Consider the following 16,860-nt stretch of genomic DNA (forward strand, 5'->3'; position numbering starts at 1 on the left):
AAAGAAGCTCAAGTGTTGCCATTGCCGATCGACTGTATCATGCACTGGGCAGAGAACCCCCGATTCATCAGCAAAACGGGCGCCTGGTTCAAAACCTATCTGCAAATGAAGTTCATTCTGTTCTAAAATATTGTCGTTTGAAAAGATAATTTCTTCCACTTTCCAAGGCGATTGTAAGCCTAAAGCCATACTAAATAAAGATTCATTATTCATGGTATTATTATCGCACTACCCACTAGGATTCACATAGAGCCTTTTTTTCTCAGTGCAATTGCACTGGCTTATTCCGCTTATGTTTGTAGAGTGTAGACCTTAATGATGTGGTTTAAGCCTTTTATCCTGTTTTTGCTGGCCTTGTTAATAATGTTTCATCCCGCTGTGGTTATTTCTACGCTGGGGCTTATTCTGTCCATGTATTTTTTAATGGATGGTTTTGCAGGTATTGCTTTATCCGTTGAAATCAAACCCGCTAAGGGTTGGGCTTTTATGTTGCTGAATGGCCTGTTATCACTGTTACTGGGTGTGATTGTACTGGTAGGTTGGCCGTTGAGTTCCGCATGGCTGGTAGGTTTGTTGATTGGTATTAGTTTTCTGTTTGATGGTATTGCATTACTTGCCATAGCCGGGAATATTAGAACCACTGGTTAAAGTTAATATTTCATTTAACTCTATATTGGTAGAATAAGCATTCATTAACCATTTGTAGTAATTTATGACTCAATATATTCCAGTCACTACTTGTCACGATTGTGGTTTATTACAGCAGATAAGCCATATGCCAGAAGATGGCGCGGTTAAATGTTGCCGTTGTGCTGCAACATTACGCAAACGTGAGCGTGTTAAACCTGAGAAAAGTATTGAGCATACGCTGGCATTAGTGATTACTGCACTGGTCTTATTGGCCATTTCCAATGCTTTTCCAATTGTGCAGGTGGATGCGGAAGGCCATGAGATGGCATCTACTTTATTTGGCTGCGTAAAATACTTGTTTACTCATGACATGGTGTTTCTTGCCGGACTGGTGTTTCTAACTACTATTGGTGCTCCACTGATACAATTAACAGGTTTGTTGTATATCCTGCTACCTCTTAATTTCAAACGAATTCCTCCCTTTGCTCCACAAATCTACCGTTTAGTCCGTATTATAACTTCATGGAGCATGTTAGAAGTGCTGATGCTGGGTATACTGGTTTCAGTGGTCAAGTTATCCGCCATGGCAACAGTGGCTCCGAGTATTGCCTTATGGTCTTTTGCATTGTTGATGATTGTTATTGCTGCGATTTTGAATGATGTGGATAAAGAAATGCTTTGGGGGTTGATTAGCCCCGATACTAAGGGTAGGGATACGCAGCAATACAAGTCAGGCGTGCAATTAACCAATTGTCATAATTGCCATTTAATACAGGCATTAAGCGCCGAGCATACATCCTCATGCCCTCGATGCAAGGCTGATGTGCATTGGAGAAAACCAGACAGTTTAAATCGTTGTACGGCGCTGGTGATTGCAGCGACTGTTTTGTATATTCCTGCTAATTTATTACCTGTGATGGTGGTTAGCAGTATGGGCAAGACTGAAGGTGATACCATAATCAGTGGGGTTATGTATCTGGCAACGAATGGAGATCTACCGCTGGCGATTATTCTTTTTATTGCCAGTATCTGCGTGCCCACTATTAAATTAGTCATCTTGTATTTGCTGTTAATAACGGTACACTTTAAGTCACAATGGCGACCCAAGGAACGAACTCAACTGTATCGTCTGACAGAGTTCATTGGTCGCTGGTCAATGGTGGATATTTATGTCGATACATTAATGGCTGCGATGATTCAGATTCAGGGGTTGATAGTGATAGAAGTCGGTGTTGGTGCGGTTGCTTTTGGTGCTGTGGTGGTATTAACTATTTTAGCCGCTAAGGCTTTTGATCCCCGTTTAATCTGGGATGGTATGGAGAAAGAAAAATGAATGAACCGAGTCAGGGTGAAACTATGAATAATTTACCAGAGAGCAACATTCAGCCTCGGTCGAAATTTTCTATCGTCTGGCTAGTGCCCATGGTGGCCATTTTGATAGGCGCATGGATAGGCTATAAAGCCTGGTCTGAAACGGGACCTACAATTACCATTACTTTTAAAACAGCTGACGGTCTGGAAGCAGGTAAGACTAAAATAAAATATAAAAATGTCGAAATTGGCGAGGTCACAGCCATTCATGTGAATCACGATACTATGAATGTTGAAGTGACCGCTGAAATGAAAAGGGACATAAAGCCCTTTCTTACCGATAAAACAAATTTCTGGGTAGTCAGAGCGCGTATTGATGCCAGTGGTGTATCAGGATTAGGGACTTTGTTATCAGGCGCTTATATTGGACTCGAACTCAATTCGGAAGGCAAGAGTGTGCGTAACTTTACAGGTTTAGAGATCCCGCCTGTGATCACTGGAAAAGTGCCTGGCAAGCACTTTGTTTTACATACCAAGGACCTGGGGTCGATAGAAAGAGATGTACCGGTTTATTATCGTAAATTCAGTGTCGGAAAAGTCGAGGATGTAAAACTCGATCCAGACGGTGAATCAGTGACAGTACGTATATTTATAAATGCACCGTATGATCAGTGGGTTAATAAAACGACAAAGTTCTGGAATGCCAGTGGTGTAGATGTTTCGCTTAATGCTAATGGTATAGATGTAAGAACTGAATCTTTGGTCTCACTTTTAATAGGGGGGGTTGCCTTTGAGTCTAAAGATATGAGTAGTAATATGATTCAGGCAGAAAATAATAGCGAGTTTAAACTGTACAAGGATTATGCAGATTCATTAAAAATCATTTACAACGATACCGGTAAATATGTTATTAATTTTACAGAGTCCGTGCGTGGATTGAAAGTTGGTGCGCCTGTTGAGTTTAGAGGCATACAGTTAGGTGAAGTCAAAGAAATATCATTATCGTATGATATTGAACATAAAAAAATCACCGTTCAGGTAACGATCACAATTGACTATCAAAGGTTTTCGCTAAAAGGTAACGACGAAACTGCACAACAGCTTTTTGACACCCGAAGAGAGCGAACTGAAATTTTTATCAAACAGGGGATTCGAGCACAACTGGAGACAGGGAGCCTGCTTACCGGGCAATTGTTTGTCGGGCTTGATTTTTTTCCAGATGCACCTCTTTTTGTAATAAACTGGGATGCAGAGATTCCAGAATTTCCAGCAGTATCCGGAACATTTGGTGCGATGAAAGTTCATCTAGGCAGTATTCTGAAAAAAGTAGACGACATGATGACTCAGATTAAAGAGCTCAGTTATAAGCTGAATCATAATCTGGAGCCTGAACTGTCAGGTACTTTGAAGCAAGCTGAAAATACGCTAGTGACTATTCAGGATACCTTGAAAAATGATTCACCTCTGCAACAGGATTTGCAAATGGCATTACGCGAATTTACTAAAGCAGCACGATCTATCAAAACTCTGACCGATTATCTGGAAAGACATCCAGAATCACTCATTCAAGGGAAATAAGGAGACTAAATATGAATAACAATACTATTATATCTATAGCGCTTATTTCATTAACTTTGTTATTTGCTGGCTGTGGAAGCTCTCCAAATGCCAAAATATATATTTTAAACCCGATTGACAGAGCTACTTCAGTACCTGCATTGAAAGTTGAGCATCGAAGTGTTGCTGTTAAGGTGGGACCTGTTTCTATTCCTGATACGCTGGATCAATCACTGATTGTTACACGCACTGGTCCTAATATACTGGTTGCCGATGAATTTAATCGCTGGAGTGGCGATCTTCAGAGTGATATTCAACGGATTATAGGAGAAAATATTTCGATATTGCTGCCTACGCAGCAGGTTGCATTGAGTCAGGAAATAATGCTATTGCCTGTCGACTTTCAGGTGATCATTAATATACGAGAGTTTGATGGGGCATTGGGCGGTGTTGTCACCTTGAATGCAGGCTGGACAGTGGCACGGAAAGGTAAGGATAAATCTGTGATGTCGAAAAAATCTGTCATTCAGGAAAATACTGGTGGAGCAGATTATCAAGCCTACGTTGCCACACAAAGTCGATTACTGGAAAAACTTAGCCAGGAAATTACTGCTGAGATTAGACGGCAATTGACTAAATAAAGTTTAATCCTGCATTCGGGGAGTCGCTATTTTTGCGAAAGCTTGTTTTGGGCATCCCAGCCTAAAACAAGCGGTCCTACGGCTATCGCGGACTAAAAACTTCACTTCGCTAAAGCTCCGTTTCCGGGATTTTTAGCGACAGTATCTTCGTTATCCCGTCTAGTTATCACAGTACAATCAGCATCATTAACAACACGGTCTAATACGCTTTTAAGCCTATTTCTGGCTTCAGTAAATGAAGCGATACGAATTTTTTATCCACATGTTCAAGTTACTGGTAAAAAATAATCCTAAACGCTAAATTGTACAATATACAGTACATGCTTTGTTTTAGGCTAAAGCTACTGTACCTATGGTAGTTTATTGTATGCTCTTTGTATCTTGGCACTAAAAATCTCGGTTCAGAATGTTTAACAACTGATCTTCTGATAACACGCTAATTCCTAGATCTTGTGCTTTGGTTAATTTAGACCCCGCGGATTCTCCGGCGACGACATAGTCTGTTTTTTTAGAGACACTACCTGAAACTTTGGCTCCTAAAGCTTGTAATGCTAGTTTGGCCTCATTTCTATCCATTTTTGTTAAGGTCCCTGTTAATACATAGGTTTTACCTGCCAGCGGGAGTTCGTGTGATTCTTTAGCCTGAATTTCAGGCCAATAAATTCCCGTCGCTATAAGTGCCTGTATAACCTCCTGATTATGTACCTGCCGGAAAAATGTGACGACATGTTTGGCAACTATCTCACCGACATCATCGACTTGTTCTAGTGCCTCAATATCGGCATTCTGTATTGCGTCCAGTGTAAGAAAGTGTTCAGCCAGGTTTTTCGCTGTGGCATCTCCGACTTCCCGGATGCCTAATGCCAGTATAAATTTGGCGAGTGTAGTCTGTTTACATTGATCTATGGCATTAATCAGGTTTTCTGCTTTTTTGGCTGCCATCCGTTCTAAGGGTACAAGTTGTTCGGTGTTTAGAGTAAACAAATCAGCGGGGTTATTAATCAAATGCTCATCGACTAATTGCTCAACAACTTTAACGCCTAAGCCATCAATATTCATTGCTTTGCGTGAGGCAAAATATTTAATGGCTTCTTTACGCTGTGCAGCACAGTATAAGCCACCAGTGCAGCGCGCTATAGCTTCGCCTTCGATACGTTCAATCTCGGAATCACACACGGGGCAGCTAACTGGAAAAATAATTTCTTTTAGCGCTTGCGAACCAGGTAATGCTTTTACAATTTGAGGAATTACATCTGCCGCTCTTCTGATAATAACTGTATTGCCAATTTTTAATTCCAGGCGCTGAATTTCATCGGCATTGTGTAAACTGGCGCGACTGACAGTGACACCTCCGACAAAGACAGGTTCTAAGATGGCAACGGGAGTGATTGCACCAGTTCTTCCGACTTGAAATTCAACATCAAGTAATTGAGTCTGTTCTTCCTGGGCTGGAAATTTATGCGCGGTTGCCCAGCGTGGAGCGCGAGCAACAAAGCCCAGTTGTTCCTGTAGTGCTATATCATCAACTTTATAAACGATGCCATCAATTTCATACTCAAGTTTTGGACGATTTGCTAATAATTGCTGATAGGCGGTGATACATCCTTTTGCGTCTGTTTCCTGAGTGATTTCATGGGTGATTGGCAGGCCCCATTGTTTAAGCTGTTGCAGCCTCTGGTAGTGACTATCGGCCAGGCTGCCTTGTTCGATAATTCCTATACCGTAGCTATAAAAAGCAAGAGGTCTTTGGGCCGTAATATTAGAATCGAGTTGGCGCAGGCTTCCGGCCGCGGCATTACGTGGATTGACAAAGCCTTTCGTATCATTAGCAAGTGCCTGTTGATTAAAAGCATGAAAATCCGCGATAGGCATAACGACTTCACCTCGTACTTCGAGCCGTTGTGGGATGTTGTCTCCCTGTAAAGTATGTGGAATGTTTTTAATAGTTTTAACATTGTAGGTAACATCTTCACCAACGCTGCCATCACCACGCGTTGCCGCTCTAATCAACTGGCCTTGTTCATATAACAGGCTGATAGCGAGGCCATCTAATTTAGGTTCAACACAAAATATAAGTTCCTGAGTATTTTTCAGGCGCTTATGGATGCGTTCGATAAACTCATTTAATTCTTCTTCTGAATAAACATTACCTAGTGATAGCATTGCCATCTCATGTGGCACTTTATTAAAAGAATCTAATACGGGGCCTCCGACTGACTGGCTGGGAGATTCAGAGGAAGCATATTGGGGGTATTTGTCTTCCAGGGTACGTAGTGACCTGATTTGCCTGTCATATTCTGCATCGGTAATGGTGGGGGTATCGAGCGTATAATAATTATAGTTATGTGTTTGGATTTGTTGGCGTAGTGTGGCTATTTTTTTGGCGGTTGACTCAGGCATGTGATAAATAGTTACGTTTTTTTTCTGGAACTGCTAATCTTATGATTATAGTTTTTATTTTTGAGAAAATATTTTGGAAGAAGACCTAACAACGGATTTAACGGTATTACAGGGCCACCTAGATGGCATGTTAAATCGTGTACATGCTAATAGTGCAACATTACAACGGTTTCAAACGTTTGAAAAGGGCTTGTTTAATCTTAATTCATTATCTGAAATGATGGAGTATGTTTTAAAAGCACAGGATTTTTTTGAACTTGATTATATCGGTCTTTGTCTTATAGATGCAAAAACCGAATTAAAAAATTATTTATTTAAGGGGGGCTTTGCATTACAGGCTAATCCGAAATTAATAATTTTACCCGATGATGAACTTATACAAACGAAATTTGGGCACTCAGTGACTCCCTATTTAGGGGCTTATAAAACTGCAAAATGCGCTGAATTTTTTTCCTTAGATAAGCATAAGCCAGCTAGTGTAGCCATCATTCCACTGATACGTAGAGGCAAGTGTCTAGGGACTTTAAATATGGGAAGCCTTGATTCGCAACGTTTTATTGATAGTATGGCAACAGATTTTATTGAGCATATGGCGGCTGTTGTTGGTATTTGTCTTGAGAATCATTTGAATTTTGAAACGCTGAATCGTAGTAGTTTGATTGATAGTTTGACTGGTGTGAATAATCGTCATTTTCTGGAACAGCGCCTAGGTGAAGAAATCGCTATAGCTCAGCGTAGCACTGAACCATTAAGCTGTTTTTTTCTGGATATTGATGAATTAAAAAATATAAATGATCATTATGGATATCATGTGGGTGATCAGGTTATAATATTAGCTTCTGCTGTTATTCGGGAGCAGTTGCGTAATAATGATGTCTTAGTTCGATATACTGGGGAAAAGTTTATTGCATTACTGGCTAATATTGAACAAGGGCAAGGTATTGAAATTGCGCAGCGAATTAGATATGCTGTGAAAGCATTAGGTGTCAGTACACCAGATGGCTTGGTTTCTGTGACTATTTCTATCGGTTGTTCAACTTATAATCCTGTTAACGGAGTTCAGCTAAAGCCAGCTAACGTTGAGACTAACCTGATTGAGAAAGCTGAACAAGCTTTACATAAAGCAAAAAGTGATGGTCAGGATAGTGTGGTATCTGCAAGTGGGTTTTCAGATCCTATGACCCTTGCTAACTTATTTAAACGGCATCAATAATTGAAAATTTGGAGTTTTATATGATTCGGCATATGGTCAGGCATCATAATATCCTTTCCATCGTAGGTAATATCATTACGGTTAGTGTTCCAGAGACTGAAGGAAACTCTGATGCGATCACTCGGTTTGGTGATTTAGCTATGGTTGAGGATGAATTTAGTACTTCGATTGCTCAAGTGATCAAAATTGACCGTAATGAAATTGCTTTGCAGGTTTTCTCAGGCACACAAGGTGTCTCTAATGCAGCATCCATACGTTTTCTGGGTACTGCAATGAAAGTGACTTATTCGGCTGATATTTTAGGTCGAATTTTTAATAGCCTGGGTGAGCCGATGGATGGCGGTTCAAATCTGGCGCATGATCCTAAAGTGAGCATAGACGGTCCTTCAGTTAATCCGGTTAAACGTATTCTTGCTTCCAAGATGATACGTACTAATGTACCGATGATTGATGTCTTTAATTGTCTGGTCGAAAGCCAGAAAATTCCTATCTTCTCTGTTTCTGGTGAACCTTATAACCCTTTTCTTGCACGTATTGGTATTCAAACCGATGCAGATATTGTGGTCTTTGCAGGTTTAGGCCTTATTTTCGATGACTACCATTACTTTCGCACTCAATTTGAAGAGGCGGGTGTATTTGCACGCACAGTCATGTTTTGCAATCTTGCTTCAGACCCTATCGTTGAACGATTAATCGTGCTGGATATGGCATTAGCGTTTTGCTGTAGAAGAGGGGAAGCGTGTGCTGGTATTGGCTACAGATATGACTGCCTATGCCGATGCCATGAAGGAAGTCGGTATTTCTATGGAGCGAGTACCTGCTAACCGGGGGTATATGGGAGATTTGTACTCTCAACTGGCACGCCGCTATGAAAAAGCATGTGATTATGATGGTGCAGGGTCGGTCACTATTTTATCGGTAACAACGATGCCAGGCGGTGATGTAACACACCCTGTTCCTGATAATACTGGTTATATTACCGAAGGGCAGTTTTATTTACATGATGATATGCTCGATCCTTTTGGTTCTTTGTCGCGTTTAAAACAGCATGTCATAGGTTCCTCTACTCGCGAAGATCATTCGCAAATTATGAATACCATGATTCGTTTTTATTCAGGAGCAACAGAAGCCGAGCAGAAACAGGCGATGGCATTTGATTTATCAAGTTTTGATGAAAAACAAATAAAATTTGGCGAATTATTCAGAAAGCGATTTATGCGCCTAGACGTTTCTATCCCTTTAGAAGAAGCACTGGATTTATGCTGGCAAACATTGGCCGAGTGTTTTGATGCCGATGAATTGCTAATGAAACAAGCCCTGATTGATAAATATTTCCCTAAGGTGGCTGCTAGTTCTTCCCCAGTAGATTCAGCTCAACCAGATAGCGAGTGATAGAGCAATGGCTAGGCTAGCATACAGTAAAGCGTCTTTAGTGCAAAACTTAAGCGCTATAAGCAATTTCTACCTTCGCTGGACTTAAAGCGTCAGCAGTTAGCTGCTGAGCGGAAAAAGGCACAATTAAGCTTAGCTAAAATAAAATATGGAATTGAACAGTGTTATCAGAAATCAGCACAAATGTTACCGATGCTGGCAGATAAGAGTATCCCTGTAGACAATTTAGTGAAAGTATCTAAGTTAGAAATGACAGAGGAAAATATTGTCGGTATACATTTGCCGGTTATTAAGGAACTGACGATTGATGTGCAGAAATACTCTTTATTTACTGAACCGCATTGGGTGGATCAGTTAGTTGTACAATTAAAAAAAATGTTGCAATTAAAAATGCAGCTACAGGTTGAAGAACAACGAGTTGCACGCTTAACTGAGGCACTGAAAAAAGTAACCCAGCGGGTTAACCTGTTTGATAAGGTATTAATTCCCAAGGCACAACAGGATATACGCAAAATTCGGATTTACCTTTCTGATTTGGAAAGGGCGGGGGTCGTACGAGCTAAAAGTACTAAACAAAAGCGCCTTAGGAATGTGCACGAAATAACTTCCTGAAGCAGCCAAGCTTGAATAAAGCATAGTTTCAATTTTACCATAAATAATTATTGGGAAACTTCAGTATTTGCTATATAATGCTTTCCTATCCTAAATACTACCCTCAATAGAAATCATGAGTAAAGTTAGCAAACGGCCTAACCGAGAAGCGCGCAAAGCGCATAAAAAAATAGTTAGCAACACAAAAAAAATTGCGAGAGCAAAAGAAAAAAGACGGTACTTATCAAAATTCTAATAAGGTCAGTGATTTAAAAACGATAGAAGATGAGCGAGAAGCTCGAGAGGATTCCCTGGACGCGCAACTTCAGGTATTTCGGAGGCTTCTACCCGTATGGCTAAAACAAGTCTCCTCATTGAAAGACCCGCGTCAAGATAAAACATAAATTGGCAGTTGTACTACTTTTTGGGCTATTGAGTTTTGTTTTTCAAATGAGTTCTCGTCGACAAATGAATAGCCAAATGAGTCAACCCTGTTTTCGTGAAACGCTACAAAAGTTATTTCCTGAATTAGAATCTATGCCGCATGCTGATACCTTGGGGCACGTACTGGAAACACTGGAATTGGACGCCTTGCCAACAGCCCATGTTGCCTTGGTAAAGAAACTTATACGCAGCAAGAAATTCGCCACTTATCTCATTCAAAATTGTTACCCGATTGCTATTGATGGCACGCAAAAACTGGTTCGTGATGGACAGTGGCACCCAGAGGAATGGTTAGACCGTTCGGGTGGTGAGAATGAAACATCATGGGAGCAACAGTATATATATGTTTTAGAAGCCAATCTTGTTTTTCATAACGGACTGACACTGCCTTCGCTGTCAGCCCCGGACGGGATGATAGTCTCCAGAAGGCGCAGGGAAATTTGCCAATCCGAAGTGCGCGATAGCGCGCGAGGGAGGCTAAAATTTTACCCCGAATAGCCGTAGAGCCATTTGAGGTAGCATGGCGCGCCTATATTCTCTGAATTCCTGAGCCATACTGAAGGCGCCCCCGATGATGCGAAGCAGGATTGCGAGTTAAAGGCATTCAAACGCTTGGCTGGGAAAATTAAGCAAGAATTTCCACAATTACCGATCATGATTTTGCTGGATGGACTCTATTCCAATGGTCCGGTCTTTGAGCTTTGCATTCAGCATGACTGGGATAGCATGATCGTTTTAAAAAAGAAAGCCCTGAAGTCCGTTTGGAAAGCCTTTAATGCCCAGAAAGGTCCTGACACCCCCAGCTATGAAGCTGATTGGCGGGGGCGAAAGCAAAAAATAACCTGGGTTAATCATATTCCTTATACACTTAAGGACGCGAAAGGGATGAAAAAAACTTTATTCCTGAACCTGGTTGTTTGCAAGGAGGAGTGGTTGGCTGTTAATGCAGACACCACAGAGATTGAGGCTAAATTTAGCCGCCATGCGTGGATTTCAGGCAAGCCACTGACACTCAAAAACGTACATGAACGGTGTACTTAGGCGCCCGCTATCGTTGGGCTATTGAGGATAGTAATCATACTGAAAAGTGCCGTGGTTATTGTTACGAACATGCTTTTTCTTATAACTGGCAGGCGATGTGTGGCTTTCACCATTTGATGCGTTTAGCTCATTTGATCAATGCAATAGCTCTCGCCACTCATCGCGTGGTGAAGTGGGTGAAAAAAATGGGGATTCGAGAGTTTCTTTCTTTTGTCAAAGGAACCTTAACCGGCCCGTGGATTAGCAGCGATTGGGCTGCACAGTTTTTGCGGCAACCTTTCGAATTTCACATCGAATAATTTCTTTGTGTACTTGTATTTTCAGAGGGCGAACAGTCCTTTTAGGAGGAGTGTGCCTTGCGTTTGTACAAATCACATTTAATAGGCGATTTCCCTCATCATTGGTGAAATCCGCAAATAATATAGAGCACAATAAGATGATCTATGAGGAAGAAGTTTTACATGCTATAAAGAAACATGAATATTGCAAGGTTTATGCGTCAGGGCTGGGTAAAACCAGTCGATGATATTTTATGTTCGTCTGATAATTTTTCGGGAATTAACTGAAGAAATCTTTCGAGATAACTCGAAAGTTGGCATGGATTTTCAGAGCAGGGTTTGTGCCAAGTTTTGTGTATTTTTCATCGTAGGTTACAAGTATCTGGTTATTGAAAACATGAACTATTATACTATATTTTAATAGCTTATAATTAAATAATCCTTAAGTCAACAGCATTGGGTGTAAGGGGGGTGGTTTTTATTGCAACCCCCCAACTGAATCCCTTTATAAATGGGGCTTTAAAGAAAGTAGGGGGGGTAGAACATTGAACATATTAGTATATAAAACATGTAAAATTCTAGCGTGGTTTTTTGGATTAGTTTTTCTATTGGGGATTAGTTTCGTCTTATTCTTTTTTATGTTCCCCCCCTATTATTGGGGAAATCTTGTTTCTCTTAAATTTGTTAACCTAACTTTATTTGCTATATTTTTTATCCTAATTCGGTGGTGGTTCAAACTGTGGTTCTGTCGCAAAAAATAAATATTTGTGCAAAAATCAACTGTAACCTGTTTTTATGCGACAAGTGGTGCGTAAGTCCTATTTTAGTTGAACATGCGAGCCTACTTTGGCTGAAATGCAATCTTATGATCGTAGGTGTAATAGGGGGTTCTGTCGCATAAAGGTTCTGTCGCAAGAATAAGTGTTTGTATAAAAATCAACTGTAACTTGTTTTTATGCGGCAAATGGATAAAACACCATTAACAATAGCAAATATAAAATGGCTTTTTATGCGGGTTTTATTTCATGCGTCAGGGCTGACCAGACCGCATCAAAATCCGAACGGCCAGGACTCCCCATCTGTCAATGGCCAAAATAATTGAGCCACTTTTCCAGCAAAAAGGATATTTTGATTTATTGCATATCGCAGCTCATGGCAGGAATTAACCAAGGTAGTGAGCCAAGCCGTAAAATACGCTTTAAAGCCCATGATTTACTTGTGACAACTAACAGAGGAATAGGCGGCACAGAAATAAAGGATTAAGAAAGGCTTTTGAACGGCTTTCTGGGACACGAATTGAAACCAACATAAAAACCAACGGACAAGAAATAATAGAAGGTTTCGGCATTATTGATAGTTACAGAATAGTAATTGATGACCCTAAAACAAAGCGCATGGTAGAACTTGGAATAACCCTTTCAGAATGGCTTTACAATTCGGTTATAGGCGAAGAGGTTTTAAGTATAAACCATGATTATTTTAGGCTTAGAAAACCCATAGAAAGGGTAGGGAGTTCTTTAGCAATAGCCTTCCCATTAATTTGAATAGCCGTGTAATGTTTACTTTCCATGATTTCATCTCTAATAGATGAAAGGTCTGAAGCATTACCGTTATCAATACTGTCAGCATCTATAAGAAGAACTTCAGATCCTGAAAGCCCTCTCATGATTGCAAGATTTATAGTTGTAGTAGTCTTGCCACTACCACCTTTAATTCCACCTCAAATTATAATCATTTAAAACCTGTTTATAAGTGAAAGCTATATATAAACCATATAGCTTCTATATGTTAAGCATATTGTTAGTATGTGTATATCATATCTAAACAATACAATTCAACGGTTTGTTTTTTGTAATATCTTGCTGGTGAAGAACAAAAAACTGGCTTGCTTCCGTGTAACAATTAATTGATAGGAAAGGGCAGGGTATAGGTATAAAAACAGTTTCTAACCAGTTTTTTGTAAAAAGGTTTACAATATTTTAAAATGTAATATCATAATTACGTAATTACACCATTATGATTGAAAAAGGGGGAGTGATGGCTAGAAAGACAGAATTAACACAAGACTTAGTTAATGAAACCGCAGTTAGGCTTTTGTCTATTGCTTGCGAGAGTAAAAAAACTTTTTTGGGTGATTCTAGCATGCTGATTCCTCAATTTAATTTAAGATGCTCTTCCGGGAGCATTCTAATGTAGCATTTAAAAACGACCTCCACACGTGTTTTTATTATTTTTTACTACCGTTCAAATGGACTCTAACCCCTAGGAAAAATAGACTTTTCTATGGGGGGGGGTATGTCTTGAATTGAATCTGAAAAGTATTGCAGCATGGCGAGCCAGCCCTCCTCTAAGGTACAAGGGCGACTGCCGTGGCGCGATATCGCCCGCTTTTAGGGGAAGGAGCAAAGCCTGAGAATGGATTCCTATTTCCCCGCCCCCGAGATGCAATGGCTTGCCCAAGATAAATCCATTTATAAAATACTAATTTCCTTTTGTATCTTGGCTAACCGTTGCAGGATTCCACTGTCTAAAGTCTATCACCAATGACCCTCAGACCTGCTACCTATTCTTTACCAATAAAAACTTCTATATGATCTTGAAGCCTTTATTTATTTAATCATTTAATTATTTATCCGGCTTGGAGGTGATTTACTGTACAAGCTATATAGGGTAAATTGTATATTGGTTTATTCTTTCTTTGTCAAGTGCTTTATTGCTTTATTTTATCAGTTGATGGGGCTTCTTGCGGAAAAGGAGACTTTAGAGCTTTGATCTCTTCGGAAGTCAGACCCTTCATGCGCTTATTCAACTCACCTTCAAACCCTCGCATTCTCTTACCCAGTGCAAGCAGTATCTCACTTGTAACTTTATCCGATATGCCCACGCTTTCCATACTTTTAACACTTGAGTCTGTTATGAAATCAAAACCTGCCTGAACCTTGACGTGTTCCAGATCAACGTCCCCTGACCCTGCCAGCCCCTGCTTTTTATATAACCCCTTCTGCATTGAAACAAGAAATTTTAGAGCATTTGTTGCAATTTCCGAATTCTCGAAAGTTGAGAAGTCTTCTTTAAAATCTGTAATGAGCAAAGCAAACAAGCTTACCATAGCTTTCTGAATCCGGTCTATTTGCTCATTAAACGATAAATCTGGATTAGATACTATCTCCAGCACACTCGTACGGAAAGTTTCTGGATCAAAAACTAAAAATGCATGAGCAGGCAGTCCCAGAGTGTCTTCTTTCGGCACAGTGTCTCTCGCCTTATTGAAAGCAATGACCTGCGGATTTGTAATAGCTTCATATTTTGAGTAATTCGCACCTTTCAACTGTTTGTTCAACTTAAATTCAAAACCTGTCGCGAACTCTGCCAATTTATCTAGTACATGCCTGCGCTCCTGATGTTCTACTCCTGCGTCCTGCATCTCCAAGACTAAGCCGTCCATCATGAAATCAAGTGCCGTTTGTATTTTTAGATGCGTAAAATCGACATTCTTCTTATTATCGAAACCTATTTTATTCTGTAGGGGGGTGAGGCTTAAAAATAATGTTTATTTTGTAATATAGTCTCTTATTATCATAGAAATAGTGATGCCTTTGTTTTTTAGTCGTTGGGTATGAATTTCACTGGTGTATTGACTGCCTTGATCCGTATTAAAAATTTCAGGTGTTCCGTAGAGAGAAAGCGCTTCATCTAATACATCCATAACTAAAAAAGAATCCATTGTGTTTGATATTTTATGGGCGAGCACTGCTTTTGAGTGCCAATCAATAATCGCCGCTAAATAAACCATCCCTTCTTTGGTTTTAATATAGGTTATATCTGTACTCCAAACTTGGTTAGCGTGTGATATATCAAGATCTCTAAGCTTATAAGTATATTTTTTATGTTCTTTTATGGGGATCGTTGTATTGACTTGTTTTACCGCTAATACGGCTTTCAAGCCCATCTGCTGCCGATAAAATAGTTTCAATTTTACCATAAATAATTATTGGGAAACTTCAGTTTATATAACTGTTTGGCGTTTTATTTAACTGATCTTTAAGGTGAATTTCAAATCCATGCGAATCAAGTGCATCTTTTTTACTCATATTTATTGCCTTATTAATGATAGAAAAACATGCTAATGCAGCAAATCAAAATGGTCATACTCAGATGTTGGAAAAACTGACAACCCTTTTACAAAGCCTTCAAAAAATATAATGTATCAATCCAGTATTTTTTAGTCATGAAGCACCTATTTGGGCTCGTGGTTTTTCATGTCTTTCCAGCTCCATAAAGCTAAATAGCTAAAAAGTATAACCACTGAAAGTACCGCTAAACCTACAAATATTTTATTAAGTATCATCAAGCTCTGCTATTTTGGTTCAATTCGACAATAAAGATTCAGCAGGAATGCCTAAACCTTTATGCAACCTCTTTATCATAGGTAATGTAAGCTGTCTTTTTCTATTTAGAATCTCGTAGACACGGTTAGTTTGTCCGATCATTGGCACTAAGTCTTTCACAGTTAAACTGCGTTGCTCCATAGCAAACTTGATTGCTTCAATTGGGTCTGGAAAATCAATTGGGTAATGTTTTCGCTCGTAATCTTCAACTAGGGTTACAAGTACATCCAGACGATCACCTTCTATAGAGCCAGTCTTAGCCATCATTAACCCTTCAATTTCTTGAAGTGTATTGCGATAATCATTTTCTGTTTTAATTGGGTGTATATTCATTTTATTTACCATTTAAATGCTTTGAGCATCAACCTTGTCGTATTGTTTATGTGTTCCAATAAACCGAACATAGATCACTCTATAGTCATAATTTATCTGAACAATTAGGCGGTACTTATTACCACTAATATTGAATACGACACGTCCATCTTTAAGAATACTTGCATTTCCAAAGTCAGATTTAACTTTGTCTGGGCTAGACCAATCAGCTTTTAAAGTATGGCGATACCAAGACATTATTGGATCTTTAGCATCAATATAGTCAGGTGAATCAATCCAAAATTCTTTAAGTGTTGAAAGTGCAATAATTCTCATGGCTTTTATTATAGTCCCGTAACGGGACTACTGCAAATTTCCGTTAATTGAATACCATGTAGCTGTATCAATATTCATAGCTAACCAGCCTGTAATAGCTACAGGCTACTGTTATTGCTACATATATGCAATATCTTACATAAGATAACTCTTCCTTTAGTCTATCTAGTTTTGGCATTGTTCAGTTTCCCTTTAAGATTAATTAACTGAAGTTTCCCAATTATTGAGTAGCTGAAATACACAATGCTGGTGTATCGAGGTTTATTTTAGGTGGTTTTGCCATGTTTATAGCAAACCCCTACTTAATTCCCCTTAGGCAATAGCAT

General features: G+C 39.6%; 17 protein-coding genes and 4 pseudogenes. 13 read left to right on the forward strand and 8 right to left on the reverse strand.

What is annotated here, in order from left to right:
• A pseudogene (locus tag CDZ78_RS12565) lies at positions 1-213 on the reverse strand (ISL3 family transposase); the annotation flags it as partial.
• 102 nt (positions 214-315) lie between these two features.
• Between CDZ78_RS12565 and CDZ78_RS12570 the strand changes: the two are divergent.
• From CDZ78_RS12570 to CDZ78_RS12585, 4 genes are all read left to right on the forward strand, one after another.
• Complete coding sequence (locus tag CDZ78_RS12570) at positions 316-648, forward strand: DUF308 domain-containing protein (protein WP_087870323.1); 333 nt, start codon at positions 316-318, stop codon at positions 646-648.
• Between the two features lie 64 nt (positions 649-712).
• On the forward strand, positions 713-1,963 hold the full coding sequence (locus CDZ78_RS12575; protein WP_087870324.1) for a paraquat-inducible protein A: 1,251 nt from the start codon (positions 713-715) through the stop codon (positions 1,961-1,963).
• The gene (locus CDZ78_RS12580) at positions 1,960-3,519 is read left to right on the forward strand and encodes a PqiB family protein (RefSeq protein ID WP_087870325.1); all 1,560 of its coding nucleotides are present in this window, start codon (positions 1,960-1,962) and stop codon (positions 3,517-3,519) included. The genes CDZ78_RS12575 and CDZ78_RS12580 overlap by 4 nt, the downstream gene beginning before the upstream one ends.
• Positions 3,520-3,530: 11 nt before the next feature.
• On the forward strand, positions 3,531-4,139 hold the full coding sequence (locus CDZ78_RS12585; RefSeq protein WP_087870326.1) for a PqiC family protein: 609 nt from the start codon (positions 3,531-3,533) through the stop codon (positions 4,137-4,139).
• Between the two features lie 137 nt (positions 4,140-4,276).
• Here CDZ78_RS12585 and CDZ78_RS12590 read toward each other — a convergent pair.
• Positions 4,277-4,390 (reverse strand): annotated as a pseudogene (locus CDZ78_RS12590) (type II toxin-antitoxin system Phd/YefM family antitoxin); the annotation flags it as partial.
• A 136-nt stretch (positions 4,391-4,526) separates the two neighbouring features.
• The gene (gene ligA / locus CDZ78_RS12595; RefSeq protein WP_087870327.1) at positions 4,527-6,539 is read right to left on the reverse strand and encodes an NAD-dependent DNA ligase LigA; all 2,013 of its coding nucleotides are present in this window, start codon (positions 6,537-6,539) and stop codon (positions 4,527-4,529) included.
• 73 nt (positions 6,540-6,612) lie between these two features.
• Between ligA and CDZ78_RS12600 the strand changes: the two genes are divergently transcribed.
• The 8 genes and pseudogenes from CDZ78_RS12600 (at position 6,613) to CDZ78_RS24325 (ending at position 13,042) form a co-directional block, all read left to right on the forward strand.
• The gene (locus CDZ78_RS12600) at positions 6,613-7,752 is read left to right on the forward strand and encodes a sensor domain-containing diguanylate cyclase (RefSeq protein ID WP_244559244.1); all 1,140 of its coding nucleotides are present in this window, start codon (positions 6,613-6,615) and stop codon (positions 7,750-7,752) included.
• Between the two features lie 20 nt (positions 7,753-7,772).
• Positions 7,773-9,144: pseudogene (locus CDZ78_RS12605) on the forward strand (V-type ATP synthase subunit B).
• 78 nt (positions 9,145-9,222) lie between these two features.
• Positions 9,223-9,756 carry a V-type ATP synthase subunit D gene (locus CDZ78_RS12610; protein ID WP_230990546.1) on the forward strand — a complete coding sequence of 178 codons (534 nt, stop codon included), beginning with the start codon at positions 9,223-9,225 and terminating at the stop codon, positions 9,754-9,756.
• Positions 9,757-9,947: 191 nt separating this feature from the next.
• The gene (locus tag CDZ78_RS12615) at positions 9,948-10,139 is read left to right on the forward strand and encodes a hypothetical protein (RefSeq protein ID WP_087870328.1); all 192 of its coding nucleotides are present in this window, start codon (positions 9,948-9,950) and stop codon (positions 10,137-10,139) included.
• A 76-nt stretch (positions 10,140-10,215) separates the two neighbouring features.
• Entirely contained in the window at positions 10,216-10,677 is a 462-nt protein-coding gene (locus CDZ78_RS12620; protein WP_373862485.1) for a hypothetical protein, read from the forward strand.
• A 114-nt stretch (positions 10,678-10,791) separates the two neighbouring features.
• Positions 10,792-11,220, forward strand: a complete 429-nt coding sequence (locus CDZ78_RS12625; RefSeq protein WP_087870330.1) for a hypothetical protein — start codon at positions 10,792-10,794, stop codon at positions 11,218-11,220.
• The gene (locus tag CDZ78_RS12630) at positions 11,211-11,519 is read left to right on the forward strand and encodes a hypothetical protein (RefSeq protein WP_087870331.1); all 309 of its coding nucleotides are present in this window, start codon (positions 11,211-11,213) and stop codon (positions 11,517-11,519) included. The genes CDZ78_RS12625 and CDZ78_RS12630 overlap by 10 nt, the downstream gene beginning before the upstream one ends.
• Before the next feature lie 1,131 nt (positions 11,520-12,650).
• Positions 12,651-13,042 (forward strand): annotated as a pseudogene (locus tag CDZ78_RS24325) (replication initiator protein A).
• Here CDZ78_RS24325 and CDZ78_RS12645 read toward each other — a convergent pair.
• A complete protein-coding gene (locus CDZ78_RS12645; protein WP_087870334.1) occupies positions 12,973-13,212 on the reverse strand; it encodes an AAA family ATPase in 240 nt (79 codons plus the stop codon). The pseudogene CDZ78_RS24325 and the gene CDZ78_RS12645 sit on opposite strands and share 70 nt — an antisense overlap.
• Positions 13,213-13,514: 302 nt before the next feature.
• On the opposite strand from CDZ78_RS12645, the gene CDZ78_RS21295 reads away from it, so the two are divergent.
• Complete coding sequence (locus tag CDZ78_RS21295; protein ID WP_140414042.1) at positions 13,515-13,694, forward strand: hypothetical protein; 180 nt, start codon at positions 13,515-13,517, stop codon at positions 13,692-13,694.
• Positions 13,695-14,208: 514 nt separating this feature from the next.
• Here CDZ78_RS21295 and CDZ78_RS12650 read toward each other — a convergent pair.
• The 4 genes from CDZ78_RS12650 to CDZ78_RS12665 all read right to left on the reverse strand — a co-directional run bounded on the left by CDZ78_RS12650 (position 14,209) and on the right by CDZ78_RS12665 (position 16,534).
• On the reverse strand, positions 14,209-14,946 hold the full coding sequence (locus tag CDZ78_RS12650) for a hypothetical protein (RefSeq protein ID WP_087870335.1): 738 nt from the start codon (positions 14,944-14,946) through the stop codon (positions 14,209-14,211).
• A 102-nt stretch (positions 14,947-15,048) separates the two neighbouring features.
• A complete protein-coding gene (locus tag CDZ78_RS12655; RefSeq protein WP_087870336.1) occupies positions 15,049-15,480 on the reverse strand; it encodes a DDE-type integrase/transposase/recombinase in 432 nt (143 codons plus the stop codon).
• A 385-nt stretch (positions 15,481-15,865) separates the two neighbouring features.
• A complete protein-coding gene (locus CDZ78_RS12660) occupies positions 15,866-16,219 on the reverse strand; it encodes a helix-turn-helix domain-containing protein (RefSeq protein WP_087870340.1) in 354 nt (117 codons plus the stop codon).
• A gap of 12 nt (positions 16,220-16,231) precedes the next feature.
• Positions 16,232-16,534 carry a type II toxin-antitoxin system HigB family toxin gene (locus CDZ78_RS12665; protein WP_087870337.1) on the reverse strand — a complete coding sequence of 101 codons (303 nt, stop codon included), beginning with the start codon at positions 16,532-16,534 and terminating at the stop codon, positions 16,232-16,234.
• Positions 16,535-16,860: the final 326 nt, after the last annotated feature.

This window comes from Bathymodiolus platifrons methanotrophic gill symbiont (assembly GCF_002189065.1).
Classification (GTDB): domain Bacteria; phylum Pseudomonadota; class Gammaproteobacteria; order Methylococcales; family Methylomonadaceae; genus Methyloprofundus.